Genomic DNA, 23,401 nt, shown 5'->3' with positions numbered 1-23,401 from the left:
ACCCTATCCGGCGTGCGCTCAGGCGAAGACGCGGGTGATCACCGGGGCCACGAAATCGTCGAGCATGGCGCGCTCGTCGTCCTCGCCCCGGCCGGGTGCGGCGAGCAGGGACACGATAATGCGCGTCAGCCAGCGGGCCAGGCGGCTGCGTTCGGGATCGGTGAGCCCGGCGGGCGTGAACAGGCCGCCCGCAATGGATTCGATGACCTCCGAGTCCTGGCTGATGCGCCCGGCCGGTCCCGCCTCGCCCGGACGGAACCACGCGATGAGCATCGGCTCGGACCGCACTTCCCGCACCGCGGCCAGCATGGCGGTGACGATCCGCTCGCCCGGATCCGCGATCTCACGGACTTCGCTCGTCACCCGCGCTGCGATGCGGCGGGTTTCGCGATGCACGAACGCCAGCCGCACCGCCTGCCGATTCTCGAAATACCGGTACAGCGTGGCCCGCGAACACCCCGCCGCCTTGGCGATATCGCCCATGCCGACGGCCGTCACGCCACGCTCGGCGAACAGGGCGGCGGCCGCATCCAGAATGCGCTCGGCCGCCAGATCCGCCCGATCCTCGGACAACCAGTCGCGACTCATGCGATTCCTCCTCCATTCGCCACCGATCATGCCGCGCCCGACGGCCGCAGATCGCCGCGGGTGCCCACGCGGCGTGGCGCTCATCCGACGGCCTGGAAGGGGACGCTGACCGGCCAGCGGACGTAGTTGCCTTGGGACCAGCGGACATTGTCGAGGTCGACGGTGAAGTCGGGGCAGCGGGTGAGAAGTTCTTCGAGGGCTACGCGGGCCTGCATGCGGGCGGCGGCCGCGCCGAGGCAGTGGTGGTGGCCGTGGCTGAAGGTGAGGATGCGTTTGGGGTTGCGGCGGATGTCGAGTTCGGCGGCGGTGGGGCCGAATTCGCGGTCGTCGCGGTTGGCGGAGGCGTAGAGGAGCAGGACACGGCGGCCCGCGGGGATGGTGGTGTCGTGCAGGTCCACGTCGCGGGTGGCGGTGCGGGCCAGGCCCTGGACCGGGGAGGTCATGCGGAGGAACTCCTCGACGGCATCCGGGATGAGGGCCGGGTTCTCGGCGAGCAGGCGGCGCTGGTCGGGATTGGCGGTGAGCAGTTGGACCGCGCCGCCGAGATTGCCGGTGGTGGTGTCGTTGCCGCCGGTGATCATGGTGAAGGCGAAGCCGAGCATGGCGACCAGGCCGTCATTGTCGCCGTCGGCGCCCAGGCCGGAGGCGAGCAGATGCGAGATGGTGTCGTCGCCGGGTTCGGCGCGGCGGCGGGCGATCAATTCGGTGAAGTAGCCGACCAGTTCGCCGACCGCGGTGAGCGCGTCCTGACCTCCCGCGGCAATGCCCGCCCCGGCGACCGCGCCGCCGACTATGGCCTCGGTCCAGGTGTCGAACTTGCCGTGATCGGATTCCGGCACCCCGAGATAGTGCGCCACGACCATGGTCGGCAGCGGCTTGAAGAGTTCGGCGACGATATCGCCCGCCCCCGCCGCCCGCAGCCGCTCGATGCGCTCGACCACGAACTCCTGCACCGCGGGCTCCACCGAATTCACCTGCCGAGGCGTGAATCCCGGCGATACCCGACGCCGGAAGTCGGTGTGCTCGGGCGGGTCCATGAAGACGAACGGCCGATGCGCGCCCACACCCGCCCGCTCCAGCCCGACATAGTCGACGGTCAGCCCGGAGGCCGAGGAGAAGGTCTCCGGATCCCGTGCCGCCGCATACACGTCCGCGTGCCGGGACAGCACGTAGAAGTCGTGCTCCGGATGCGCCTCCGGGACCACGTGATGCACCGGATCCGCGTCGCGCAGTGCGGAATACATGGGCCAGGGGTCGCGCCAGGTCTCCCCCGATCGAAGCTGGAAACGGACCGGGTGAGACGTCGCTGCACTCATGATCCGACAGTAAGACAAATACTCAAATATGTCTAGAACGCGTTTCAGAAGTGCTCTACTGCATTGCCGCGCGGCCGCTCTAGCTGCGGGTTTCCCCGGCATCGCGGCGGATCAGCACGAAGACGAGCGAGGTGTCGCCGATCCAGATGGTCGTGCCATCGGCCAGGACCGCGCTGTCCACGACCCGCGCGCCGTCGACGTACACGCCGTTGGAGGAGTGCAGATCCTTGAGCACATAGGCCATCCCATTGTCGACGATGAGCGCGTGATGACGGCTGACCCGGCCGTCGTGCAGCGGAATGTCATTGTCGGACAGGCGGCCGATGCGGGTGACGGTGCCGACGATCGGATACACATTGCCCTCGCGATCACGCAGCACCGCCTCCGGTTCGTGCCAGCTGCGATCGATGATCGTGGTCGCACGGGTGGCCGAGGCGTGCGCGACCGAGCGCACGCTGAGCGGATCCTGGCGCAGAATGCGCTGTTCGAGTTCGCGAATCCGATGGCCGGGATCGATGCCGAGCTCATCGGCGAGGGTGACCCGCAGCCGCCGCGCCGCCTCCAGCGCATCGGATTGCCGCCCGACCAGGTAGAGGGCGGTGATCAGCTGCTCCCACAGCGATTCCCGCAGCGCGTGGTCGCGCACCAGCAATGCCAGTTCGGCAATGACGCCCTCGCCGCGGCCCTGCGCGATCTCCGCCTCCGCCCGCGCCTCGATCACGCCGAGCCGCTCGTCGTCGAGCGCGACCGCATAGGCGTCGGCGAAGCCGAGGCCGCGCAGATCCGACAGCACCGGACCGCGCCATTGCGCCAGCGCCTCCGACAGCGAGTCCGCGGCCGCGCCGAATCGCCCGGCCGCCAAGGCGCGCAGACAGTTCTCGCGGCGCGCCCGGAATCGGGAAACATCGCAGGCGAGGTCGTCCACCACGATCCGGTAGCCGGTGCCCATGTGCTGGAGCACGGTGCGCGCGTCGATGCCGCCGTCGCGCAAGGGTTTCCGCAGATTGGACACGATGGCGTGCAGACTCACCCGCACATCCGGCGGCGGATTGTCCTCCCAGACCGCGGCGGCCAGCGCATCGACCGATACCGGCCGATTGGCATTGATCGCCAGATAGGCCAGCACCGCCCGTTGTTTCGGCCCGCCCAACTGCTGGTCGACACCGTCGATGGTGAGCTGGACCGGACCCAGCACCCCCACCTGCGCTCGCACCTCGGCCATGGCCGATCTCCTCACGACCGCCCGCGATTTCGAAGGTCACTCTAACTATTCTTCGCCCGAATCGCCGCCGAGATTAGTTATCGGGAGCCCTTGCTCTTTGTTTCGGGCTATTGAATCAAAGATTCAGGGCTGCCAAACTTGAGGTCCGACGGTACGACGGAGTTGTCGATGAAGCAGTCACGGCGGGGGTTTCTGATCGGTGGAGCCATGGCCGGGTCGGCGGGTCTGGCACTGGGATCCACCCGAGTGTTCGATGCGCCCGCGGTGGCCTCGGCAGGGCATTCCGGGCACGGGGGCGGGATCGAGGGGCCCACTTTCCGGCTGGGGGCGGTGGTCGATCACGCGGCCAACGGGTTCAATCCGACCGATGTTCTGCGCGACTTCGACACCGGCACGGTGTCCACCCTGCCCGATGGGCGCACGCTACGGGAATGGCAGGTGGTGGCGCGCGATCAGGATCTGGAAGTGGCTCCGGGAGTGAGCTTTCCGGCGTGGACGTTCAACTCCCGCATTCCGGGGCCCACCCTGCGCTGCACCGAGGGGGATCTGCTGCGGGTGACCTTCTTCAACGGCTCGGAACATCCGCACACCATGCATTTCCACGGCATTCATCCCGCGGAGATGGACGGCATTCCCGGCATCGGGCGCGGCGTCATCGAGCCCGGTGAATCGTTCACCTACGAATTCGATGCCACGCCTTTCGGTTTGCATCTCTACCACTGCCATGTGAGTCCGCTGGCCGAGCACATCGCGCGCGGCATGTACAGCACCTTCATCGTGGATCCCAAGCAGCCGCGGCCCGCCGCCCACGAGCTGGTCATGGTGATGCACGGCTACAACACCACATTCGACGGCGAGGGCAATCAGCTGTACGCGGTCAATGGGATTCCGTTCCACTTCATGCACGAGCCGGTGCAGGTGAAACGCGATGAGCTGGTGCGGATCTACCTGGTCAATGTGCTGGAGTACGACCCCATCAACAGCTTCCACATCCACGGCAACTTCTTCGAGTACTACCCGACCGGAACCCGGCTCACCCCTGCCGAATTCACCGACACCATCGTGCAGGCGCAGGGGCAGCGCGGCATCTGCGAACTGCGGTTCCCGCATGCCGGGAAGTTCATGTTCCACGCCCACAAAACCGAATTCGCGGAACTGGGCTGGATGGGATTCTTCGAGGTGAGCGAGTCATGAGCGAACCCGCGGCGAGCGCACCGGAGACCACGGCGCGATTCCCGGCCTGGGTGGGGTGGGCCGGGCTGGCGCTGTTGATCGCGGCCGTCCTGGCCGGGCTGGGATTGCTCGGCGGGCGCGCGCTGCCGGATCGGCTCGGGCCGCCGGTGGAGGAAGTCGCGTTGGAGCGCACCGTGTTTCGCGAGGACGTCATCGAACTCACGGTGCGCAATACCGGGCCCGATCCGGTCACCATCGGCCAGGTGTTCGTCAACGACGCCTTCGTCGATGTCAGCGGCGGGGAGGACGCCATCGGCCGGATGGGCTCGGCCACACTGGAATTGAACTATCCGTGACGGGAGGGGCAGCCCTATCTGGTGTCCATGCTCACCTCCACCGGGCTGATCGTCGAGCACGAGATACCGCTGGCGGTGGCGACCCCGGAGCCGGACGGGTCGTTCTTCGGGCCCATGGCGCTGCTCGGCATCTATGTCGGCGTGATTCCGGTGCTGCTGGGCATGCTGGTGCTGCCGCTGGCCCGCCGGGCCGGATCCGGTGCGCTGCGGATGCTGCTGGCGGTCACCGTCGGGCTGCTGGTGTTCCTGGCGGTCGACGGCGCCAATGAGGGCCTCGAACTGGGCGGGGAGTCCGGCGGGGCGTTCGGCGGCGGCGAACTGGTCCTGCTCGGCGCGGGGCTGGCCTTCCTCGCGCTGACCGCGCTCGGCCGCTGGATGCGCGCCCGGCGCACGCGGGCCGCGGACGCGGGGGCCTCCGGGCTGCGGCTGGCCGCCATGATCGCCTTCGGCATCGGCCTGCACAATCTCGGCGAGGGGCTGGCCATCGGATCCGCCTATGCCGTGGGCGAATTGGCGCTGGGGGCGTTCCTGATTCTCGGGTTCGCCATTCACAACACCACCGAGGGCGTGGCCATTGTCGCGCCGCTCGTCCGCGAGCGCACGCGCCTGTGGGTCCTTCTCGCGCTCGGACTGCTGGCGGGTGCGCCCGCGATGCTGGGCGCGGTGGTCGGCGCTTCGGTCAACAATGCCGAAATGTCGGCGCTGCTACTGGGTGTCGGCGTGGGCGCGATCGTTCAGGTGATCGTGCAGATCCTGCCCGCGCTGCGGGCCGAGGGGCACGAGCGGGCCGACGCCACCGCGATCACCGGCATCATCGGCGGGATTCTCATCATGTACCTGACCGGGCTGCTGGTCACCGCCTGAGGCGGGATCAGCTCGCCCGGTTCCGGTTTCAGTGGTGGTCCGGTTTCAGTGGTGGGCGGTGGGCAGGGTGAAGGCGGCGGTGCGGACGGTGTCGCCATGCTTGAAGTCCAGGAACAGGCGGTAGACGCCGGGGCCCGGGACGGCGGTGTGGAAGGTGATGTCCGGGCCGGGGGCGGTCACGCCGTCGCCCGGTTCGCCGTTCGGGTGGACGTGGACATAGGCGAGATCACCGGCGCGCAGGACCACCAAGTGGCCGAAGGCGGCCAGGTAGGGCTGCAGATCGGTGACGGGCGCGCCGTCCTTGTGCACGGTGAGGGTGAGCAGGCGGCCGGCGCCGGGGACGAGATCGCCGTCGAGGGTCACCTCGTAGCCGTCGACCGCGACGGTCCGGGTGGGCTCGGGGGCCGGTTGCGGGGCGTAGTCGCCGGGGATGGCGAAATCCGCTCCGAGCGTGATGGTCTGGCCGAGGGCGGTCGGGGCGATATCGGTGAAGGCGCGGTAGGCCCCGGCGGCGGGCAGGTTCAGCCGGACCGCCCAGGTGCCGTCGGCGGCGAGTTCGGGGTGGACGTGCCAGAAGCCGGTCAGTTCGCGCTGCACGATGATGAGGTGCAGGTCGCGGTCGTGGATGGGGGTGTAGTCGGTGACGGGCTTGCCGTCGGGGCCCAGGATCTGGAAGCGGAAGTCGACTTCGCCTGCGCCGATGATGGTTTCGGCGAGCTGGAGGGTGTAGCCGTCCTGGGTGATCCGCAGGCCGCCGGGCAGACCGGCGGCGTGCGCGGCATGCGCGTCGTGTCCCGCGGGCGCATCGTGTCCGGCGTGCGCGTTGTGCGCGGCATGGTCGGCGTGCGCGTGAGTAGTCATTTCCGCGTCTCCCTCTATCGTTCTCGGTGTTCCGATGGAGAGAAATTTATACCCCATAGGGGTATGCAGCAAGATCAATCGGAGTGATCCGGCTCACTACGGGGACCGCACGTAGGTCACCTCGGGCGACACCGTGATGATGTCCGCGACCGCCACGAGTTCCGCGGGCACCGCTCCCCCGTCGAAATGCGCCGCGCTCGGCACGATGACGGCATCGAGATCGAGGCGCGAGATCAGCACGCGCAATCGCCGCAACGGCTGATCGGTGAGCGGCCCGAAGACGACCGTCTTGCGCAGGTCGTAGCCGAGCCGACCGGCCAGGCCGCGGATTTCGGCCTCGTCCGTTTCCTGCCGTATGCCGGATATGTCACTCCGCAACCATCCGATCGCGCTGAGTTCGGTTGTCATGGCTAACCTTCGAGGTGTCCGCGCCCAATGTCTTTGCCGACTTCAACGTTCGTTGCTCGAACGGATTTCCTCGATGGCTTCCGGCGGGGAAAGTACTGGGCAAACCTGGGTCATGACGGCACGGCAAATCCGTGGAAGACCTATTCTCGGGAGAGGTCCAGCAGAGAGGCCGCATGCCGTGACCGGACGGAACGAGCTGTTCGTCGCCGCTCGCTCACGTATGGAATCACCCGGTGCGCCAGGTCAATCCATGACTCGCCGGGAGTTGGCGGACGCCGTCAACGACCACGTCTTCCGGATCACCAGCAAGCGCGGCGCCGTCGACGAGAGGCACGTCGGCAAGTGGGAGCGAGGTGAAACGACGTGGCCGCGAAAGCATTACCGCGCCGCACTGCGCGCGGTGCTGAATGTGGCGACCGATGCCGAGCTCGGCTTCGCCAAACCGGCCCGGACAGCGGATGACGAGAGCGTGAACCGCAAGCAGTTCCTGTCGAGCGCGCTCGTGGTCACCACGGGGGCGGTGCTGTCCAATGCCGCGCCCACCGAGAACGAGTTGATCGACACCATGGCCGGGCCGACCGGCAATTACCGGCGGATGGAATCCTCGGTGCCGTCGGATCGGCTGGCGCCGGTGGTGGATGCGCATCTGAACCTGGTCGCCGGAGTAGTCCGGGATCGGCTGCGCACCTCCAGCGGGTTCCGGGCGCTGTCCGAAATCGCCGGTCTGGCAGCGTGGCTGGCGGCCGATCGCGGTGACGACGCGGCGGCGCGGCGGCGCTACGTGGAGGCCATCCGCCATGCCGAGCGCACCCATCATCCGCTGCTGGTCGCCTATATGACGGCCAGCCTCGGCCACTACGCGGTGGAGATGGGCGACGCCCGCGCCGGGCTCACCCTGCTGCGCACGGCCGCCAACCAACTCGGCCCCGACGCCCCCGACAGCGCCACCGCCTGGCTCGCCTCCCTGCTGGCCGTCGCCTACGCCGCCACCGGCGACAGAACCAATGCCTTCGGCGCCATGCGCCGCGCCGACCGTCTGGCGGATCGCCAACGCGGCGAACCGCAATGGCCGTGGGTCTTCGTCTTCGACGTCCCCAAAGCCGCCCGCTACCAAGCCGCGGCCCTCTCCCGCCTCGGCGACCACCGCGCCGCCCACCGCGCTTTCCTCACCGCCGGTTCGGCCCTGACCGCCGCGAAACCCCGCGCCCTGGTCCAGGTCGAGCACGCCCAGGTTCTGGCCCGCAGCGACGATATAGAAGCGGGCTGCGCCCTGGCCGCCGAGGCCCTCACCGTCGGCCTCACCTACCACAGCGAACGAATCACCCGTACCGCCAGGACATTCCGCGCGGCCCTCCCGCCCTGTACCGTAGAAGCGAGGGCCCTCGACGAAGCCCTGGCAACCCTCTACGGACGTGACCAATGACCCGCGTCGCCATCACCGGCCACCGCGGCCTCCCACCCGTCACCCTGGAGCTGGTCACCGCCGCCCTGCACGCCGCGGTAGGCAAACGCGCCACCCCACCCCTCTACGGCGTGAGCTGCCTCGCCGACGGCCCCGACTCCCTCTTCGCCCAAGCCATCCTCGAACACGGCGGCCACCTCATAGCCATAGTCCCCGCCCGCCAATACCGCCAAAGCCTCCCCACCGCCCACCACCCCGTCTACGACCGCCTCCTGGCCGCCGCCTCCGAGATAATCGAACTCGACCACGAGGAATCCGATTCCCAAGCCCACCAAGCAGGCAACCTCCGCATGCTCGAGGACGCCGACGAACTCCTGGCGGTCTGGGACGGCAAACCCGCCCGCGGCTACGGCGGCACCGCCGACGTAGTAGCCGCCGCCCGCCACCGCAACATCCCCATCACCATCCTCTGGCCCCCCGACGCCGAACGCCCCTGACTTCACTACCTTCCATTGCCGGGTCATCGTCGTGGAGCTTGATCACCATGGGGCACCGGCCGTGGGTACGGAGTCCTCCCCTCCGGCGACTCCGTACCCACGGCGCTAGCGCTGTGCCACCGAGTAGAGGGGCACGACGGTGCACGGTGGGGTTACCGGGTGCACCGGGTCCAGGGTGTTGGCGATCATGGCCACCGCGGTCGGCGAGTAGGGCTGGGCGAAATGCTGGGAGAAGTCGGTGGGGCAGACCGCGTCTATGTACCGGGTTTCGGCATTGGGTGCACCGGCGGGCGCGTGCATGCCGCCCAGCAGCCCCATTTCGTCGGCGATGTCGGTGATCTGGGTGTAGCGGATGTTCGGTTGCAGGACTTGGGCTTCGGTGATCGACCAGGGGTCGAGGAGGTTGAGGCCCAAGGGCTGGATCGCGCCGTTGTAGAGGATCGCGTCGTAGAGGTCGCGCGGAATGACGCGGCTCGCCACGTCCATGACATCGATCGGCAGGCCGGTCATCGTGTAGGGCGAGGACAGCAGCACCATGCGGTCGATCTCGGCCGCGCCGCCCAGCTGGTTGGCGTAGTAGCGGGCGACCACACCGCCTTGCGAATGCGCCACCACGTCGACCTTGTCGGCTCCCGTCGCGGCGAGCACGCGATCGACCAGCGCGCCGACCTCGCTCGCCGACAAGGGAATCGGGTCCATGCCGTTGAGTCCCGGCGCGACGGGGTACATCGTCTGCCCGTAGTCGAGGGTGAAGACGCAGAACCCCCGGTTGTGCAGGTACGGCGCGAGCGCGGTCCAGTTGACCGCCTCGGACAGGAATGTCGACCCCACCAGCACAACGGGTTTCGGATTCGCGGCCGAGGGCTTGCACCCGAAGTCGTTGGCCCCGGCCACCGCACCGTTCCAGTCGGTAGCCGCGATCCGCAGCATTTCCCCATTGCCGTACGGCACCGGCAGCTCGGCCGCCGCCGCACCGCTTCCCACCGTCGCCGCGATCGCGAGCGCGGCCAGCAGACCTGCCAACTTCATTCCGAACCTTACGAATTCATTCCGAACCTTACGAACAGCGAGCCGATGAACACAGAGACGCTAACATGAACATGAATCATGTTCACATTCTTCGAGTGAGAATTTCTCGTGGAAGGATGACCAGCCGTGTCCACCGAAGGATCTCGCAGGCGCGCGCCCACCCAGCAGCGCAGCCGCGCCCGCGTCGACCAGATCCTGCAGGCGGCCCGGGAACTGGTGGAGGAGGGCGGCCCGGCGGCCGTGACCACGCGCGCCCTGGCCGCGCGCGCCGGGGTGCCGGTCGCCTCGATCTACCAGTACTTCGCCAATCGCGAAGCGGTCCTGCAGGAATTGACGCTGCGCAGCGTCGGCGGCGTCGACGCGGACATGTCCGCCCGAATGGCGGAACTCCGGGTGGGCTCGATCGCCGATGCCGTGGATCAGATCGTGGCGCTGCACCACACGCTGTACCGCTCGCATCCCGAAGTCGTCGCCATGTACTACGTGCGCCGGGAAGCCGGGCTGTTCCCCGATCCGCGCGAACATCGCCGCCGGTTGGCGGGCATGGTGCACGGCCTGCTGCTCGACCGCGGCCTGCTACGCCCGGACACCGCTCCCTTGGTCACCGAAATCGCCGTCGAGCTGGGCGATCGCATTCTCGAACTCGCCTATCACCGCGATCCGGCGGGCGATCCGGCCATTCTCGCCGAGGCGCGTCTGGCCATGACGCGCTACCTGGAAGCGTACGCGGCGTCCTAGGATTGCTCATGGAAACCGAAGGGGCGCACATGGATAACTCATCGACGAGCCGAGTCGCGCTGATCACCGGCGGCGGCCGCGGCATCGGCCGCGCCACCGCGCTGGCGCTGGCCTCGAGCGGTGCGGCGGTCGCGGTCAACTGGGCGCGCGACGAGCAGTCCGCCAAGGACACCGTCGCCCAGATCGAATCCGCGGGCGGCACGGCCCTCGCCGTGCACGCGCCGGTGCAGGACTACGCCGCCGTCGAGGCAATGGTGGACCGGGTCGTCGGCGAACTGGGGCCGATCGGCATCCTCGTCCACAATGCCGGTATCGCCAGCCGCGGCAATACCGTCGCCGACACCCCCATCGCCGAGGTCGAGAAGCTACTCCAGGTCCACGCCTTCGGCCCGCACAATCTCACCCGCCTGGTGCTGCCGTCCATGCGGCTATGCGACCGCGGCGACATCATCATGATCAGCAGCGTCGCCGCCCACACCCTGGCGGCCAATGGCGCGCCGTACAACATGGCCAAGGCGGCCCTGGAAGCCCTCGCCCACACCCTCGCCAAAGAGGAAGCCGCCAACAATATCCACGTCAATATCGTCGCCCCGGGCCTGGTCGCCACCGATATGGGCGACCGCCTGACCGCCGCGGTCACCGGCGGCGCCGCCCGCCAGGCCGCCGATCTCGACGCCGCCTCCCCCTTCGGACATGTCTGCCGCCCCGCCGAGGTCGCCGATGTCATCGACTTCCTGGTGTCCCCGGCCGCCGGTTATCTCACCGGCCAGCGCGTCGTGGTCGACGGCGGCGCCAGCCCGCACCGCCCCTGACCCTTAGCACGGTCCTTCCCGCCGAACCGCAAGCACGTCGTCCACGCCCCAAGGCCGGTCCCGGATATCTTCGTACCCGTAGTCGTTCCGATCGGTCAGCCAGAAAGCGGGGTCACATGCACTGGGACCAGATGACCGCCACCCCCGACCACCTGCGCGTGAGCGTCGCCCGCCTGCGCGGCGGCACCGTACAGCAGGAGATCCTGGAGGCGATCCTCGAAGCGACCGCGGGACCCTGGGTGGGCATGCTCGACGCCGACGCCCGCTACACCGCCGAACTCAAACTGCACCTGGTGGGCCGCTACCGGCTCACCGCCGCCGTGACCAGCGCGGGCAAACTGTCCCTCGCCCAGCTGACCGATCTGCGCAAGGGCAAATCCAAGGACAAGGTGCTCTCCACCAAGGCCGCCCTGCGCCAGGGCTGGGACACCGACCCCATGCCCAAACCGCCCACCTGGCTGGCCTACATCCAGGAGCGGGTCAGGACCGCCAGCGCCGTCGTCGACCGTCGCGCGGTCATCGAGTACCACCTGCTCGGTGCGGACCGCCGCCTGGCGGCCATGGACGACACCATTGCCGGAATGCGCGCCAGCCTGGACGAACGCGTCCTGCTGCGGGACGAACTGGCTGCCGAAATCGCCGACCTCCGGGCCGAACTCGACCCGGTCGACGTCACTGGCGTGGCGTCCACAGCCGACTCAGCCGATGCGCTGCCCGTTGCCGCCGACGAGATCGGCCGGGATGCGTTCGAGGACCCCACCGGCGAAAACGTCGTACAGGGGCAGGGTTTCGAGGTGGACGTAGCCGATGTGGCAGTCGCACACGGCGAGGGGACAGAGCCGCGGGGCGAGGGCTCGGCGGTAGGAGCCGTCGTAGAGGTTGCCCAGGACATCGCGGACGAAATGGCAGCGGCGGACGGCGCCGTCACCGTCCACGGACAGGACCGAGGAACCGGTGCGGCAGGCCTTGCCGACGGAGCTGTGCGCGTGGCGGCTGTAGGGGAAGAGCGGATCGAGAGCGGTCCAGTCGGCGGCCTCGGCATCGGTGTAGACGTGGCCTTCGGCGGCATTGACCCAGAGGTAGATGTGGCCGGGGAGATCGGCGCGCAGCCGCCGGGCGTGCGGCAGATGGCCGGGGAGGCCGACAATGCCGACGCTGAAACGGATTCCGGCCGCGGCCAGATCCCGGGTCTTGGCGAGGAAGCGGTCGTAGGGGGTCTGCCCCGGATGGTAGGTGCACCAGAGGGCGAGGGTCTCGGGATCGGCTTCGGTGAGCCAGCCGGTACGGCAACTGAGATTGGTCTGGATGGCGACGCGCCGGATATGCGGTTCGTGGGATAGCTCGACGAGGGCGCGGCGATACCACGACCGCACCAAACCCTCACCCCACGGCGTGAACAGGATCGAGAGCCGATCGCCGGTCTGCTCCCGAGCCCAGCCGGTGAACCGGTCCAGCGCGGCCCGATCGGCGCGCAGCTGGGCGGTGGAGTCACGACGCTTGGCGAACGGGCAATACTGGCAGTCGTAGTCGCAGGAGGACAAGGGGCCGCGGTAGAGCAGGGTCAGGTCCACCGGTCACCGCAGTTCGTAGGCCGACATGGCGGATCGGACCGCGCGCGAGAAGAATTCGGGGCCGATGGCGTCGGAGTAGGCCAAGCCGGTGGGGGTCAGCCGCAGGTGGGTGGCGGACGGGTTCGCCAGCCAGCCGCGCTCGGCGAGAGTTCGAAGCTCGGCGGGGAAATCGTCGTGGGGATCCGCGCCGAATCGTGCGCGATAGCCCGCGGTCGCGAAACCGGCCGCCTGCAACAGGGATTGGAGCAGGAATCGGCGCCGGGCCTCGTCCGCACCGATGGCCCGGCCCACCATGGCGCGACTGAAATCCGTTGTGGCGGTGTAGTCGTCGATGATCGCCCGGACTTCGCGCATGGCAACGGCGTAGCCGAAGGAGTAGTGCAGGGCGGAGGTGTAGGAGCGGGCCCCGCAGCCGAGGCCGATCATGCCGTCGGTCTGGCAGGCGTAATCGTCGGGCCCCTGCGGCGGCGCGTCCAGGCGGCGGAACATGCGCATGGAGACCTGCTCGTAGCCGTGCGCGAGCAGATGATCACGGCCCTCGGCGTACAGCCGCAGTCGCTGATCGTCCCACTCTTGTTCGGACACAGTGGGATCGGCGTGACGGTCCAGACCGGTGAGCGGGCGCACGTAGAGCGGGTAGAGATAGATCTCCTCCGGCTTCCAGGCCAGCGCCGCATCCAGCGACAGCCGCCGACTGGATGAGGTCTGGCCGTCGATGCCGTAGATGAGATCGATATTGAGGACGGGAATCCGGGCGTCCCGGATACGCGCGAGCGCGGCCTCGACATCGGCCCGATGCTGCGGCCGGACAGCCGCTCGCGCCTCCGCCTCGACAAAGCTCTGCACACCGAGGCTCAGGCGCGTCGCCCCCCCGCTCCGCCAGCACGGCCAGCCGATCCGCCGTCGCCGTGGCGGGCGAGGCCTCCACCGACAGGGGAATGGCGCGCAGGTCCGCGCCCATGACCGATTCGGCGATATCGCAGAGTCTTTCCAACTCGGCAGCCTCGAGAAAAGTCGGTGTGCCCCCGCCGAACGCCGCATTGGCGAAGCGCACGGGCTCGTCGTCACCGAGCGCCTGGCGGACCGCCGTCGCCTGGCGGGTGAGCGCGTCGAGATAGCGGCCGGTGAGGTCGCCGGGTGCGCCGACGCGGGTGAAGAGATTGCAGAATCCGCAGCGCACCTCGCAGAACGGGATGTGCAGATACAGCGACAGTGAATGGCGCGCTTCGCCTTTCCACAGCTCGCTCAGCAGCGGGCGCGGATGCAGCGGGCGATACGCGGTCTTGTGCGGATAGGCGTAGACGTAACTCTGGTACGGCCTGGGCGGGACGAGTGTGGCGGTCATAGGTTCGGCTCCAGGAAGAAATGGCCGTACGGAACGGTCCACACGGATTCGTGGCCCAGGCGGTGCCCGGTGTAGCCGTCGTCCCCGTAGGCGGTGCCGTGATCGGAGCAGACAATGGCGAAACACCGGCGGCGCAAGCGCATTACGTCGAACAGGCGGCCCACGTGGCGGTCGATGTACTCCAGTGCGGCGGCGTGCGTGGCGCGGCTGTCCCCGGCCGCGCGCGTCGCGCCCGGCAGGTGGAACCAATTGGGTTGATGCAGCGCGGACGCATTGAGGAACAGGAAGATTCGCTGCTCGTAGGGTATCTCGGAGACCACCTTCTCGGCTCGTGTCACCTGTGCCTCGAACGAGGTGGGCGAAGCAACGGAGAACTCCGACTCCCAGTGACTCTCCGCGAACAATCCGGGCAGCACAGTGCCCAAAGCGCCTTGCTTGTTGAAGAATCCGACGCCGCCTATGCACACCGTGTGATAGCCGTGCCGGGCGAGCGCGGTCACCAGATCGGGTTCGTCGAAGACGAAGGTGCCGTCCGCGGTGGTCTCGCTGCCCGCGAACCGAGCGGCGAACAGCCGGGGATGCGGGCCGGGTGTGGCGGGGGTGGGCAGAAATCCGGCGAAGATGGCCTGGTGTGAGGCATAGGTGAAATTGCCCGGCGCATGGCGCTTCTCCCACCCGTCCGGGAGGTGCGCCATGAGATTGGGCAGTCTCCCCGCCTCCGCGAGTTCGATGGCAATGTCGTAGCGCAGGGTGTCGAGGGTGAGCAACAGGAGATCGTCGCGGCCGATCACCTCGTTCATATCAGGCCGGTGCATGCGTCTCCTCCGGTGAAAGTCGGTGCGGCGAAAAGCCGTAGAGCTGCCGAGCCGCGTGAATCTGTGCGGTGTAGGTGTCCAGCCCGGCCACCGGACCCTCCGGCAGACCGGTGAGTCGCGGCAGCAGATCACCGAAGGCATTGACCTCGCCGACGGCGAAGCGCCGCCAGCCCGTCGCGGGCAGCAGATCGACTCCCACACACAGTGTTCCGGGGAAGCACGCCGCGGCTCGTTCGCAGATCGACAGCGCCTCCGCCCAGTACTCTCCGGCCAGCGCGCGCACTGCCGCGAGATCGCCCCGCTGCCCGCCCAGATGCAGGTTGGTCATGGGCGCACGGCCGGTGCGGACCACCGCGTGCGTAGCCCGCCCGGCGATGATGAGCACTCGCAGATCGGCCGGTCCGCCGTCCAGCGACGCCTTGGGCAGCCACCGCTCGATATGCAGGCCATCGGGTGCGAGGCGATCGACGATGGCCGCGATCCGGTGTTCCTCGGTGTATCGGCGGATCTTCAGCGAATTGTGCAGTGCCCCGGACGGATCCACCTCGATCGAGGTCGTCGCCTGGACGCGCCCGGCGCGGGTCGTCTCGATCGCCAGCACTCCCGAGGCCGAGGAGCCGTGTGCGATCTTGACGAAGGCACGCGGCATATCGGCGGACCGCATCAAGGCCCGAACATCGGACCAGCCGCGCACCGGTTCCCGCGCACCGGAGGTAGGCGAAGGCGGTACCGGAATGCCCGCGTCCGTCAGCCGCGCATGACACAACCGCTTGTCGAACAGCACCGCCAGGTCCGCCGGATCGTCGAGGCGGATCCCACCCCGCAGCGATCGCGCGGCAGTCAGAAACCCGCTGTAGAAGCGGGCCGAACCCTCCACGCGCGTGGGCTCTTTCACCCCGCGCAGGACCGCGTCCACCGCGGCATTCTCACCGGAGGAGTCCAGCCGCACGATCTCGTCACCGGCGAACTCGTGTCCGCCCGTGCGCAGTACCTCGCGCCACTCCACCACCCGGGGCGTCACCAGCCCGGCCGCCTCCGCCGCCGCCAGGAACATCCGCACCCGCCGGTTCTCGCCATTGCCGACGACCGCCCAGCGTTGTGCTGTATGAATTCCATCAACGCCCACGCCGTCTCACTCGCCGACCGCGACGAACCGCCACACCTGGTCTTCGTCTTCGTCCTCGTCTTCCTCGGCGCCGTCCTCGTCCAGATTCAGCAGTACGCCCGAGGGTTCGAGTGTCTGCCGCAGCCGGTCGCGCATGTCCATGCTCAGGTAGTTGTGGTGCATATCAAGACTTTTCAGATGGCCGAGCGGCTGTCCGGACAGCAGGGCCGCCGCGCCGTCATCGGTGAGCACGCCCATCGAGATATCCAGCTCCGTGAGCCGGGCCACCACCGGTGCGGTCGCGAGTGCGGCGCAGACCTCGTCCTGGATCTCGCTGTTGCGCAGTCCCAGGTATTTCAGGCTGGGCAGGTTCGTCCCGGCGAAAATCGGTGCGAGCTCGGGGATTTCGGTATCGCCGCCGTATTGCGAGGTGCCCAGCCACAGTTCGAGGTGGGTGAGCGCGGGCAGTTCGCTGTTCGCGATCTCGCGGGCGACCTCTCCCGGCAGGCCGCCGGTCTGCACGACCAGCTTGCGCAGGTTCTCGTGCTCCAGCGCCGTGAACACGAGATTCTGGCCGCCGCGCACCCCGAATTCCTGCAAAGCGGGGAAGGCTTCCAGCAGCGGGGAGACCAAACCCTGCTGGATCCAGGAGATTTCGCATTCGTCGTAGGTGATATCGCCGAGGAAGATCGCGCGCAGCGCGGGCAGCTGTTCCCGGGCCTCGGTCAGCGCCTCGATCACATCGTCGGGGCTGTTGTCGTAGGTGTCCTTCCACATGCCGACGATGAGCGCCCGCACCCGGGTGGCGTCCACCGTGTCCAGGAACCGGGCGAAGCTCTCGGCCCATGGACCCTTGGCGTCCCAGGCCTCCACGCCGATTCGCCACGCCACCGAGCCCGCCGCGGGCAGTGCCTTCTTCTTGTCCGCCGCGTCCGGGAAGTCGACGACGCGCAGGCCGTAGAACTCCTTCAGATGGTCCCCGATGGTCATGTGCGTCCCGCCCCTTCTGGCCAGCGCCGGTGATCGATGGGAGCTTTCTACCAAGCCGCACAGACAAGCGCGCGGGGTGGGCGGATTTGTCGGTGCCCGGCGCTACCGTCCTTGGCACGGCACCGATTTCGTGCCACGAGGGGAGCAGAACCATGTACCGGCAAGGCGATGTCCTGATTGTTCCGCTGGCGGAGGCCGCCGTACCCGAGAAGGCCGTGCGCGCGCCGTCCGAACCGCGTGATGCCCGCGGTCGGCTCGTACTCGCTCTCGGCGAGGTCACCGGCCACGCGCACGCCGTCCAAGGGCCCGGGCGGCTGGTCCGCGAGGCCGGAGCCTTCGGTCCGCTGCTGCTGCACCTACCCGAGGGCGGGCGCGTCGTGCACGAGGAGCATGCGGCCATCGGGCTCCCCAAGGGCTGGTATCGGGTGATCCGCCAGCGCGAGTACGTGCCCGGTTCGGTGCGCATCGTCGCCGACTGAGCCCCGGTGATCCACACAGCGACAAGGGAATCGAGTGAGCAAGTGACAATACAGGCGCAGTGGCGCGCGGTCTCGGCCGGGACCGGGCGCGGCGACCGGGCGGCGGCCGAGGCCGGGGTGCGCCTGGCCTACCGGCGGGCCGGTCTGGCCGAACCCGAGCGGATCATCTGGGCCGCGTCGCCCCTGGAAGCCGTGCGCAAACTCTGGGCGGTCGAACCGCAGGGCCGCCCCATCCTGCGCAATACCGGGGCGAGCGTGCGCGAAGCGGTGCGCAGCGCGCCGTGGGCGGCCGAACGCGAACGCCTGCACACGGCGCTGGGCCCCAAGGCTTTCGGTGATCACTGGCAGGCCACCGGCGCGGACCTGTGGGAGCTCACCCGCACCATCGTCGACCGCATCACCGCCGGTGTCGTGGCGGCCGTGGCCCGAGATCGCAAGCAGGAGACCAGGGTTCGCCTGTTACTCCTGGACGCGGTGCTGGGCCAGCACGATGCCGCCTGGCTGTCCGCCTTCGGCACCGCACCCGGCAATCCGCTCGACGGCCTGTCCGCGGTGGCCCGTGAGGCGGGCTGGTGGTGGCCCTACGAGAAGGTCGCCATCCTCACCGATCGCCCCACCGAACTCCATCGCGACGAGGCCGGTCGCCTCGACCGCGCCGACGGCCCCGCCCTCGCTTATGCCGATGGGTTCGCGCTGCACTCCTGGCGCGGCATGGCCGTCTCGGGCCAGTTCCTGGCGGGCCTGCGCACACTCACCCCCGAACGCATCCGGCGCGAAGAGAACGCCGAGCTGCGCCGCATCATGCTCGAGTACTACGGCTACGACCGCTACCTCTCCGAATCCAATGCCCGCCCCCTGCACCGCGACGAAACCGGCGTGCTGTGGCGTATCGAACTCTCGGACGACGAGGACGTGGTCATGGTCGAAGTCATCAACTCGACCCCCGAGTCGGACGGCACCAGCCGCACCTACTGGCTACGCGTCCCGCCCACCACCCAGACCGCCCGCGAGGGCGTCGCCTGGACCTTCGGCCTCAGCGCCGACGTCTACGAGCCGCTGCGCCAGACCTAGCTCTCCGGCTCGTCGGTTGCGGGCGGGGTGGACCGGGCGATGCGGATAACGCCGTCGTCGAGGCTGACTTCCAGCCGCGGCCGGTGATCCTGCCCGTTGGAATCCTCGCTGCCCTCATCGGTCAATTTCTTACCCGGGAACAGCTCGCCCATGATGCCCACGACTTCCACCGTAGCTCGCGTAGTGAGGGGTTTCGCGCCCCGCCGAGGGGTGTACGGATACTCGGCGGGGCGCATCGGGCCGGTAGATCGGACCGATGCGCCCAGCCTGCTACATCAACCTTTGTTGAGGTCAAACCGGATCAGGTCGGCATCCTGACACCCCGGCCTCACTGCAGATGTCTGGCGAAGAACCGATTGGCTTCCTCCCCCGCGAACTGGGGAACGCCGGTGTGCCCGCCCATATTGGCGTGCAGCGTCTTCTCCTCGGAGCCGAAGGCGTCGAACAGTTCCAGCGCCATCTGCCGATCATTGCCCTCGTCATCCCACTGCAACAGCACATGCAGCGGAATGGTCACCTTCCGCGCCTCCTCCACAATGGCGCGCGGCACAAAACTCCCAGCGAACAGAACCGCGGCCGAAATCCGCGGCTCAACCACCGCCAACCGAGTGCCCACCGATATCACCCCTCCCGAAAACCCAACCGGCCCCCCAATCTCCGGCAGCGCGAGAAGCTCATCCAACACGGCCCGCCATTCCGGAACCGCCTGATCGACCAGAGGCAGCACAAGCCGATCGACAATGTCATCGCTGACCGGCTCCCCGGCCCGCAGCGCCCGATGCAGATCGGCATAAGCCTGCTCAGCCCCAGCCAACCGCGGCCGCTCCCCACTCCCCGGCCCCTCGATAGTGGCCGCAGCAAACCCTTCCCCTACAGCGTGCCGGGCCCGTCCCAGCAGCCGAGGGTACATCTTCTCCAGCCCGCCGGGGTGGCCCATCAAAATCAATGGTGTTGGCGCAGAAGCGGATTCGGCCGTCCACAGTGTCCCGGGAATCTCCCCGAGCGTGAACCCACGCTCGAGAACGCCATCATCAAGCCGTCGTTCAGAAACAAATCGCATGGTCATGCCCTTCAGAAGTGCTCGTAACCGGCACTCCCGGACGACCTACCGCCCAACCGTGACCCCGAAGGGGAGCACCCACGTCAATACAACGTTCACGGGTACCACCTCCTCGTCCTCCAGCACGGCCTCCAGATGTTCTAACAGCCCCCGCTTGGACCGTCAACGGCTTTTGCAAACGGCTCCGCGCCATACCCATCATGTACCGTCGTGCCCTCTACTCGGCGGCACAGCGCTAGCCCCGTTGCCCTATCATGAGTGAGATCGCCAGTTCCCAATGATGGCCCCCGATGCGCCGTGAAGCATCGCCTCTCATGAATCTGCTTCTCCCCCAAGGGAAGGTCCTTCCCTCCCGCCGATGACCGCCGCGCGGCTGCGCACTCGCACCGAACTGCGCCGCGACCGCCGCCCCCGCGCCCACAGCTGCTGGAACCACCTCATCGCCGCCCCCCTCTGGCCCAAACACGGCGTCAACCTCGGCACCCTGCTCCGCACCTGCGACGCCACCGGCGCCTGCCTGGCGGTCCCCCGTTTACCTTGGGTCCCAGAAGCTTTGGACAAAGGCAACACCCTCCGCCACCGCTCCTGTGTGCACTGGATCCAAGGCCGCCCCGCCCACTGGCTGGATCGCCAAAAACAGGGCGGCTCCGCCCTCATCGGCGTAGAACTAACCGACGAATCCATCCGCCTGGCAGACCTCCCCACCGCCCGCCGCCGCACCATCATGGTCCTCGGCAACGAGTCCACCGGTATCCCACCCGAAGGCCTGGACCGCCTCGACCTCACAGTAGAAATCCCCATGCTGGGCACCGGCAACAGCCTCAACGTCGCAGTAGCAGGCTCCCTGGTCCTCTACAAACTAGCCGGATTGTGCTGACCCAGAACCACCTCACCTGGACCAGCGATCACCGGGAACTGGTGGCGGCATTCCCCGAGAAGCCCCCACCACCAGTTCCCGGTCGTCGCCGTTTCACACCGCCGACGAGGGCTCACGACGCCCGCGCGCTAATTGCGCTACGGATCAGCGCCCGCGCCGCATCACCCGTCACCGATTGGCGAGCCAGGGTGTCGAAGGCTCTTCCGTAGATCGCCAATTCTCGTGGTTGTGTGATGGTCAGCTCGGCTATCGCGCCCTCGACTTTCACCAGGCGATTGTCGAACATGACGAAATTCTCGACAGCGGCGCGAGCCTCCGCCGTCAATGGGACGACGCCGAGCGTGATCCGTGGCATTCCGAGGATGGTGTACAGCCGATCGAGTTGTCCCACCATGACATCCCGATCTCCCACAGTCGTATAGAGCGCCTGCTCGGCTATCAGGAAGTGGAACCGATGGTCGCTGCGGTACAGGACCCGTTGCCGCTCCAGACGTTTGGATACTCCTGCATCCACGTCATCGGGAATGCGGTAGAACTCGACGCCGTATCGGAGAATCGCCTCCGCGTACTCAGCGGTCTGCAAGAGCCCCGGAACGACCTGTGGCTGCCAATTCCGAATCTGCTTCGCATCGGCCTCCAGCCGTACCGACTGATGCTGTCGGTGCCGGGTCCCCGTGGCGAGTATCCGCCGCCACTCGAGGTAGGCCGAGTCCAAGTGGCGCAGCGTGGCAATCAGATCGGGCAACTGGTCCGCGGTGCCGGTGTGCAGGCAGTAGGCCCGGAGATCGGTGTCCGAGGGCTTGATCTTGCCGTACTCGATCTTGGAGACCTTGGATTCATGCCAGCCTTCGCGACGGGCGAGCTCCCGGCCGGTAAGTCCGGCCGTACGCCGGATCTCCCGGAGCCGTTCGCCGAGAGCTTCCCGTTGCTGCTGAACCGAATCGGTCACTGCGGATCGGTCACCGAAGTGTCGTAGTACCGGCCGAAGGGTGTTGCCATCGACCAGAGCCGTTCCTTCGATCGATGGCAGTAGGCGACGATGTCCGGGTCCGTAGTAACCGCGGCACCGGCGGGTCTGCCCTCCTCGTCCACCAGGTTGAACGCTACCTTCACATCATCGAGCAGCCAGAAGTCATCGGCGGGTGCCTGATCGGGACCGACGAGATGCCGAGGGAGATAACGGATGTCCTCACCGGCCGCGATGTTGTCCGGGGTCTCGGTCAGTAACCATCGCTGATAGTCACTGTGCGGGACCGTAACAACGCGCACCCGGCTGACCGTAACTCCCCGGCTCCGGCAGGCTCCGATCAGCGAACTCCAAGCCTCCCAACCCTCATCGGGTCGACGTGGTTCGCCCGCAAGGAATCGACGAAACGGTTCCGATTCGCTCGGAACGGCGTACGTGTCCCGCACTTCGAGGTGGAACACCGACTTCCGGGCTTCGCCGAACAGGTCCGGCCAGGGATTATTCTGTCTCAGCTCCACCGTAGAACGCCCTCCGATTCTTCGGCACCTCGATAGCGGTTTCGTAGCTCTCCATCGTGAGCTGATCCAGTGTGTCCCGCTCGGTGATCGGCCGCCCGGAAAGGGTGAATGTGCCCCTGCCGGTATCGGCCATCGGTGAGCCGATGAACGTGTCGGGCTCGGTGTAACCGAGTAGTACATACGGGATTTCGACCGTTTCGGGATTCTCCGTCCGCCATCCCTGTATCAGGTAGGTATCCCGGCTCGTGGCGAACAAGCTCGGGCAGTCACCAACCTTCGATCCATTCTTTCCGAGAAACCGCAAGCTCATGGCGTCGACGTCTTCCCAACTCTTAGCGTCAAGGTCAGTCACGCGGGACCGATGTAGTCGAGCCATTCCCGACCTGACTCATCGACACAGACGCAGGGGGCGAGATGGCCTGGTGGACAAGGCTCTTCGAGTTCTCCGGCGGCATTTTGGAGACCAACGCCTACGGGGACGAGTCCGACGCCACTCCAGGGGTGTACCTGGACAGATACCGAAATCGCTGCTCCAGCAAATCGACGTGATCACACTGCCCCCGGCGCAGACCCACACACAGCGTTCACACCGGTAGGTGGTTGAGGGAGGTGGGGACTGGGATTTCGAAGTGCCAGGGGCCGGGGAGGGTGGGGCGGGTGGCGGCTTGGGCGTGTAGGTGGAGGTAGGCGGCGCGGGGGAGGTTGGTGGCGCCCAGGGAGGTTAGGTGGGGGGAGGGGACTTGGCAGTCGATGAGGGGGAAGTCCCAGGCGGATAGTTGGGCGCAGAGCCAGTAGAGGGCGATTTTGGAGGTGTCTCGGGTACGGGAGAACATGGACTCGCCTGCGAAGGAGCGGCCGGTGGCGACACCGTAGAGGCCGCCTACGAGGGTGCCGTTGCGCCATACTTCGACGGAGTGGGCGTGGCCGAGGTGGTGCAGTTGCTGGTAGGCCGCTTGCATGTCGGAGCCGATCCAGGTTCCGGCGTCGCTGTTACGCGGAGCGGCGCAGTTGGTCATGACGTCGGCGAAGGCGCGGTCCATGGTTACCGCGTAGTCGGCTTTGGTGACAGATCGGTTGTGGGACTTGGTTACCCGTAGGTCCGTGGGAATCAGGATGCTGCGCGGGTCGGGGCAGTACCACTGGATCGTTTCGCCGGGGTTGTACCGGGGGAAGATGCCTGCGGAGTAGGCGCTCAAGAGCCGCTGTGGGGACAGGTCTCCGCCGAAGGCGACCAGTCCGGACGGGTCCGCCAGCTCGACAGAGGGGAAAGGCTGGTCTGGATCGGCCAGATACATTCGCATCAGGTCGGCGGCGTCGGTCACCGGACAGACATTACC

The 23,401-nt window shown here is 67.7% G+C and carries 27 protein-coding genes; 10 read left to right on the top strand and 17 right to left on the bottom strand.

Going from position 1 to position 23,401, the window contains the following annotated elements:
- Positions 1-18 precede the first annotated feature (18 nt).
- The 3 genes from NC4_RS07110 to NC4_RS07100 form a co-directional block, all read right to left on the bottom strand.
- Positions 19-588: a TetR/AcrR family transcriptional regulator gene (locus tag NC4_RS07110; protein WP_067534099.1), complete on the bottom strand. Its 570-nt coding sequence runs from the start codon at positions 586-588 to the stop codon at positions 19-21.
- An 80-nt stretch (positions 589-668) separates the two neighbouring features.
- Entirely contained in the window at positions 669-1,904 is a 1,236-nt protein-coding gene (locus NC4_RS07105; protein ID WP_067534097.1) for a cytochrome P450, read from the bottom strand.
- 79 nt (positions 1,905-1,983) lie between these two features.
- A complete protein-coding gene (locus NC4_RS07100) occupies positions 1,984-3,126 on the bottom strand; it encodes a BTAD domain-containing putative transcriptional regulator (protein ID WP_067534095.1) in 1,143 nt (380 codons plus the stop codon).
- Positions 3,127-3,294: 168 nt separating this feature from the next.
- Here NC4_RS07100 and NC4_RS07095 point away from each other — a divergent pair, with 168 nt between their 5' ends.
- From NC4_RS07095 to NC4_RS07090, 3 genes are read left to right on the top strand one after another with little or no spacing between them, the layout of a single operon-like run.
- Complete coding sequence (locus tag NC4_RS07095; RefSeq protein WP_067534091.1) at positions 3,295-4,320, top strand: multicopper oxidase domain-containing protein; 1,026 nt, start codon at positions 3,295-3,297, stop codon at positions 4,318-4,320.
- Complete coding sequence (locus NC4_RS42240; RefSeq protein WP_245721541.1) at positions 4,317-4,655, top strand: hypothetical protein; 339 nt, start codon at positions 4,317-4,319, stop codon at positions 4,653-4,655. Before NC4_RS07095 ends, NC4_RS42240 begins: the two co-directional genes overlap by 4 nt.
- 27 nt (positions 4,656-4,682) lie before the next feature.
- The gene (locus tag NC4_RS07090) at positions 4,683-5,519 is read left to right on the top strand and encodes a ZIP family metal transporter (RefSeq protein ID WP_245721540.1); all 837 of its coding nucleotides are present in this window, start codon (positions 4,683-4,685) and stop codon (positions 5,517-5,519) included.
- 45 nt (positions 5,520-5,564) lie between these two features.
- On the opposite strand, the gene NC4_RS07085 is transcribed toward NC4_RS07090, so the two are convergent.
- Positions 5,565-6,380, bottom strand: coding sequence for a DUF8832 domain-containing protein (locus NC4_RS07085; RefSeq protein ID WP_067534081.1), 816 nt, complete (start codon positions 6,378-6,380; stop codon positions 5,565-5,567).
- Between the two features lie 96 nt (positions 6,381-6,476).
- Complete coding sequence (locus NC4_RS07080) at positions 6,477-6,788, bottom strand: hypothetical protein (protein WP_067534075.1); 312 nt, start codon at positions 6,786-6,788, stop codon at positions 6,477-6,479.
- A gap of 250 nt (positions 6,789-7,038) precedes the next feature.
- Here NC4_RS07080 and NC4_RS07075 point away from each other — a divergent pair, with 250 nt between their 5' ends.
- A complete protein-coding gene (locus NC4_RS07075; RefSeq protein WP_067534070.1) occupies positions 7,039-8,211 on the top strand; it encodes an NsdA family TPR-like regulatory protein in 1,173 nt (390 codons plus the stop codon).
- Entirely contained in the window at positions 8,208-8,687 is a 480-nt protein-coding gene (locus NC4_RS07070) for a hypothetical protein (protein WP_067534068.1), read from the top strand. Before NC4_RS07075 ends, NC4_RS07070 begins: the two co-directional genes overlap by 4 nt.
- Positions 8,688-8,792: 105 nt before the next feature.
- On the opposite strand, the gene NC4_RS07065 is transcribed toward NC4_RS07070, so the two are convergent.
- The gene (locus NC4_RS07065; RefSeq protein WP_067534058.1) at positions 8,793-9,716 is read right to left on the bottom strand and encodes an esterase/lipase family protein; all 924 of its coding nucleotides are present in this window, start codon (positions 9,714-9,716) and stop codon (positions 8,793-8,795) included.
- A 126-nt stretch (positions 9,717-9,842) separates the two neighbouring features.
- On the opposite strand from NC4_RS07065, the gene NC4_RS07060 reads away from it, so the two are divergent.
- On the top strand, positions 9,843-10,454 hold the full coding sequence (locus tag NC4_RS07060) for a TetR/AcrR family transcriptional regulator (RefSeq protein WP_067534056.1): 612 nt from the start codon (positions 9,843-9,845) through the stop codon (positions 10,452-10,454).
- A 29-nt stretch (positions 10,455-10,483) separates the two neighbouring features.
- A complete protein-coding gene (locus NC4_RS07055; RefSeq protein WP_067534055.1) occupies positions 10,484-11,266 on the top strand; it encodes an SDR family NAD(P)-dependent oxidoreductase in 783 nt (260 codons plus the stop codon).
- A 698-nt stretch (positions 11,267-11,964) separates the two neighbouring features.
- Here NC4_RS07055 and NC4_RS40955 read toward each other — a convergent pair.
- From NC4_RS40955 to NC4_RS07030, 5 genes are all read right to left on the bottom strand, one after another.
- Entirely contained in the window at positions 11,965-12,837 is an 873-nt protein-coding gene (locus tag NC4_RS40955; protein ID WP_084528647.1) for an STM4011 family radical SAM protein, read from the bottom strand.
- A 3-nt stretch (positions 12,838-12,840) separates the two neighbouring features.
- Positions 12,841-13,683, bottom strand: a complete 843-nt coding sequence (locus NC4_RS42235) for a hypothetical protein (RefSeq protein ID WP_245721539.1) — start codon at positions 13,681-13,683, stop codon at positions 12,841-12,843.
- A 495-nt stretch (positions 13,684-14,178) separates the two neighbouring features.
- A complete protein-coding gene (locus NC4_RS07040; protein WP_245721538.1) occupies positions 14,179-14,997 on the bottom strand; it encodes an STM4013/SEN3800 family hydrolase in 819 nt (272 codons plus the stop codon).
- Complete coding sequence (locus tag NC4_RS07035) at positions 14,984-16,123, bottom strand: STM4014 family protein (RefSeq protein WP_067534044.1); 1,140 nt, start codon at positions 16,121-16,123, stop codon at positions 14,984-14,986. Before NC4_RS07035 ends, NC4_RS07040 begins: the two co-directional genes overlap by 14 nt.
- A gap of 6 nt (positions 16,124-16,129) precedes the next feature.
- Positions 16,130-17,092: an STM4015 family protein gene (locus NC4_RS07030; RefSeq protein WP_067534041.1), complete on the bottom strand. Its 963-nt coding sequence runs from the start codon at positions 17,090-17,092 to the stop codon at positions 16,130-16,132.
- A gap of 152 nt (positions 17,093-17,244) precedes the next feature.
- On the opposite strand from NC4_RS07030, the gene NC4_RS07025 reads away from it, so the two are divergent.
- Entirely contained in the window at positions 17,245-17,571 is a 327-nt protein-coding gene (locus NC4_RS07025; protein ID WP_067534039.1) for a DUF8820 family protein, read from the top strand.
- Between the two features lie 42 nt (positions 17,572-17,613).
- Positions 17,614-18,642: a DUF6745 domain-containing protein gene (locus NC4_RS07020; RefSeq protein WP_067534036.1), complete on the top strand. Its 1,029-nt coding sequence runs from the start codon at positions 17,614-17,616 to the stop codon at positions 18,640-18,642.
- Here NC4_RS07020 and NC4_RS40950 read toward each other — a convergent pair.
- Both NC4_RS40950 and NC4_RS07015 read right to left on the bottom strand, forming a co-directional pair.
- A complete protein-coding gene (locus NC4_RS40950; protein ID WP_169814740.1) occupies positions 18,639-18,803 on the bottom strand; it encodes a hypothetical protein in 165 nt (54 codons plus the stop codon). The two genes, NC4_RS07020 and NC4_RS40950, sit on opposite strands and share 4 nt — an antisense overlap.
- A gap of 167 nt (positions 18,804-18,970) precedes the next feature.
- Positions 18,971-19,702, bottom strand: coding sequence for a dienelactone hydrolase family protein (locus NC4_RS07015; protein WP_067535874.1), 732 nt, complete (start codon positions 19,700-19,702; stop codon positions 18,971-18,973).
- A gap of 358 nt (positions 19,703-20,060) precedes the next feature.
- On the opposite strand from NC4_RS07015, the gene NC4_RS07010 reads away from it, so the two are divergent.
- Positions 20,061-20,579 (top strand): TrmH family RNA methyltransferase, encoded by a 519-nt coding sequence (locus tag NC4_RS07010; protein WP_067534033.1) that lies wholly within the window; start codon positions 20,061-20,063, stop codon positions 20,577-20,579.
- Between the two features lie 112 nt (positions 20,580-20,691).
- On the opposite strand, the gene NC4_RS07005 is transcribed toward NC4_RS07010, so the two are convergent.
- The 4 genes from NC4_RS07005 to aat form a co-directional block, all read right to left on the bottom strand.
- On the bottom strand, positions 20,692-21,528 hold the full coding sequence (locus NC4_RS07005) for a helix-turn-helix domain-containing protein (RefSeq protein ID WP_067534030.1): 837 nt from the start codon (positions 21,526-21,528) through the stop codon (positions 20,692-20,694).
- Positions 21,525-22,064, bottom strand: coding sequence for a DUF6879 family protein (locus tag NC4_RS07000; protein WP_067535869.1), 540 nt, complete (start codon positions 22,062-22,064; stop codon positions 21,525-21,527). Before NC4_RS07000 ends, NC4_RS07005 begins: the two co-directional genes overlap by 4 nt.
- Positions 22,045-22,416, bottom strand: coding sequence for a hypothetical protein (locus tag NC4_RS06995; RefSeq protein WP_245721537.1), 372 nt, complete (start codon positions 22,414-22,416; stop codon positions 22,045-22,047). Before NC4_RS06995 ends, NC4_RS07000 begins: the two co-directional genes overlap by 20 nt.
- A gap of 232 nt (positions 22,417-22,648) precedes the next feature.
- On the bottom strand, positions 22,649-23,386 hold the full coding sequence (gene aat / locus NC4_RS06990) for a leucyl/phenylalanyl-tRNA--protein transferase (protein ID WP_245721536.1): 738 nt from the start codon (positions 23,384-23,386) through the stop codon (positions 22,649-22,651).
- Positions 23,387-23,401: the final 15 nt, after the last annotated feature.

This window comes from Nocardia crassostreae (assembly GCF_001613405.1).
GTDB classification, from domain to species: Bacteria; Actinomycetota; Actinomycetes; order Mycobacteriales; family Mycobacteriaceae; genus Nocardia; species Nocardia crassostreae.
This window is presented reverse-complemented; position numbering and strand designations above follow the sequence as displayed.

Coding starts and splice junctions, on each gene's coding strand:
- NC4_RS07015 (WP_067535874.1), bottom strand. CDS start 19,702: ATGCGATTTGTTTCTGAACGACGGCTTGATGATGGCGTTCTCGAGCGT.
- NC4_RS07110 (WP_067534099.1), bottom strand. CDS start 588: ATGAGTCGCGACTGGTTGTCCGAGGATCGGGCGGATCTGGCGGCCGAG.
- NC4_RS07105 (WP_067534097.1), bottom strand. CDS start 1,904: ATGAGTGCAGCGACGTCTCACCCGGTCCGTTTCCAGCTTCGATCGGGG.
- NC4_RS07010 (WP_067534033.1), top strand. CDS start 20,061: ATGACCGCCGCGCGGCTGCGCACTCGCACCGAACTGCGCCGCGACCGC.
- NC4_RS42240 (WP_245721541.1), top strand. CDS start 4,317: ATGAGCGAACCCGCGGCGAGCGCACCGGAGACCACGGCGCGATTCCCG.
- NC4_RS07080 (WP_067534075.1), bottom strand. CDS start 6,788: ATGACAACCGAACTCAGCGCGATCGGATGGTTGCGGAGTGACATATCC.
- NC4_RS07065 (WP_067534058.1), bottom strand. CDS start 9,716: ATGAAGTTGGCAGGTCTGCTGGCCGCGCTCGCGATCGCGGCGACGGTG.
- NC4_RS07040 (WP_245721538.1), bottom strand. CDS start 14,997: ATGCACCGGCCTGATATGAACGAGGTGATCGGCCGCGACGATCTCCTG.
- NC4_RS07070 (WP_067534068.1), top strand. CDS start 8,208: ATGACCCGCGTCGCCATCACCGGCCACCGCGGCCTCCCACCCGTCACC.
- NC4_RS07085 (WP_067534081.1), bottom strand. CDS start 6,380: ATGACTACTCACGCGCACGCCGACCATGCCGCGCACAACGCGCACGCC.
- NC4_RS07055 (WP_067534055.1), top strand. CDS start 10,484: ATGGATAACTCATCGACGAGCCGAGTCGCGCTGATCACCGGCGGCGGC.
- NC4_RS07075 (WP_067534070.1), top strand. CDS start 7,039: ATGACTCGCCGGGAGTTGGCGGACGCCGTCAACGACCACGTCTTCCGG.
- NC4_RS07100 (WP_067534095.1), bottom strand. CDS start 3,126: ATGGCCGAGGTGCGAGCGCAGGTGGGGGTGCTGGGTCCGGTCCAGCTC.
- NC4_RS07025 (WP_067534039.1), top strand. CDS start 17,245: ATGTACCGGCAAGGCGATGTCCTGATTGTTCCGCTGGCGGAGGCCGCC.
- NC4_RS07030 (WP_067534041.1), bottom strand. CDS start 17,092: ATGACCATCGGGGACCATCTGAAGGAGTTCTACGGCCTGCGCGTCGTC.
- NC4_RS07095 (WP_067534091.1), top strand. CDS start 3,295: ATGAAGCAGTCACGGCGGGGGTTTCTGATCGGTGGAGCCATGGCCGGG.
- NC4_RS07090 (WP_245721540.1), top strand. CDS start 4,683: ATGCTCACCTCCACCGGGCTGATCGTCGAGCACGAGATACCGCTGGCG.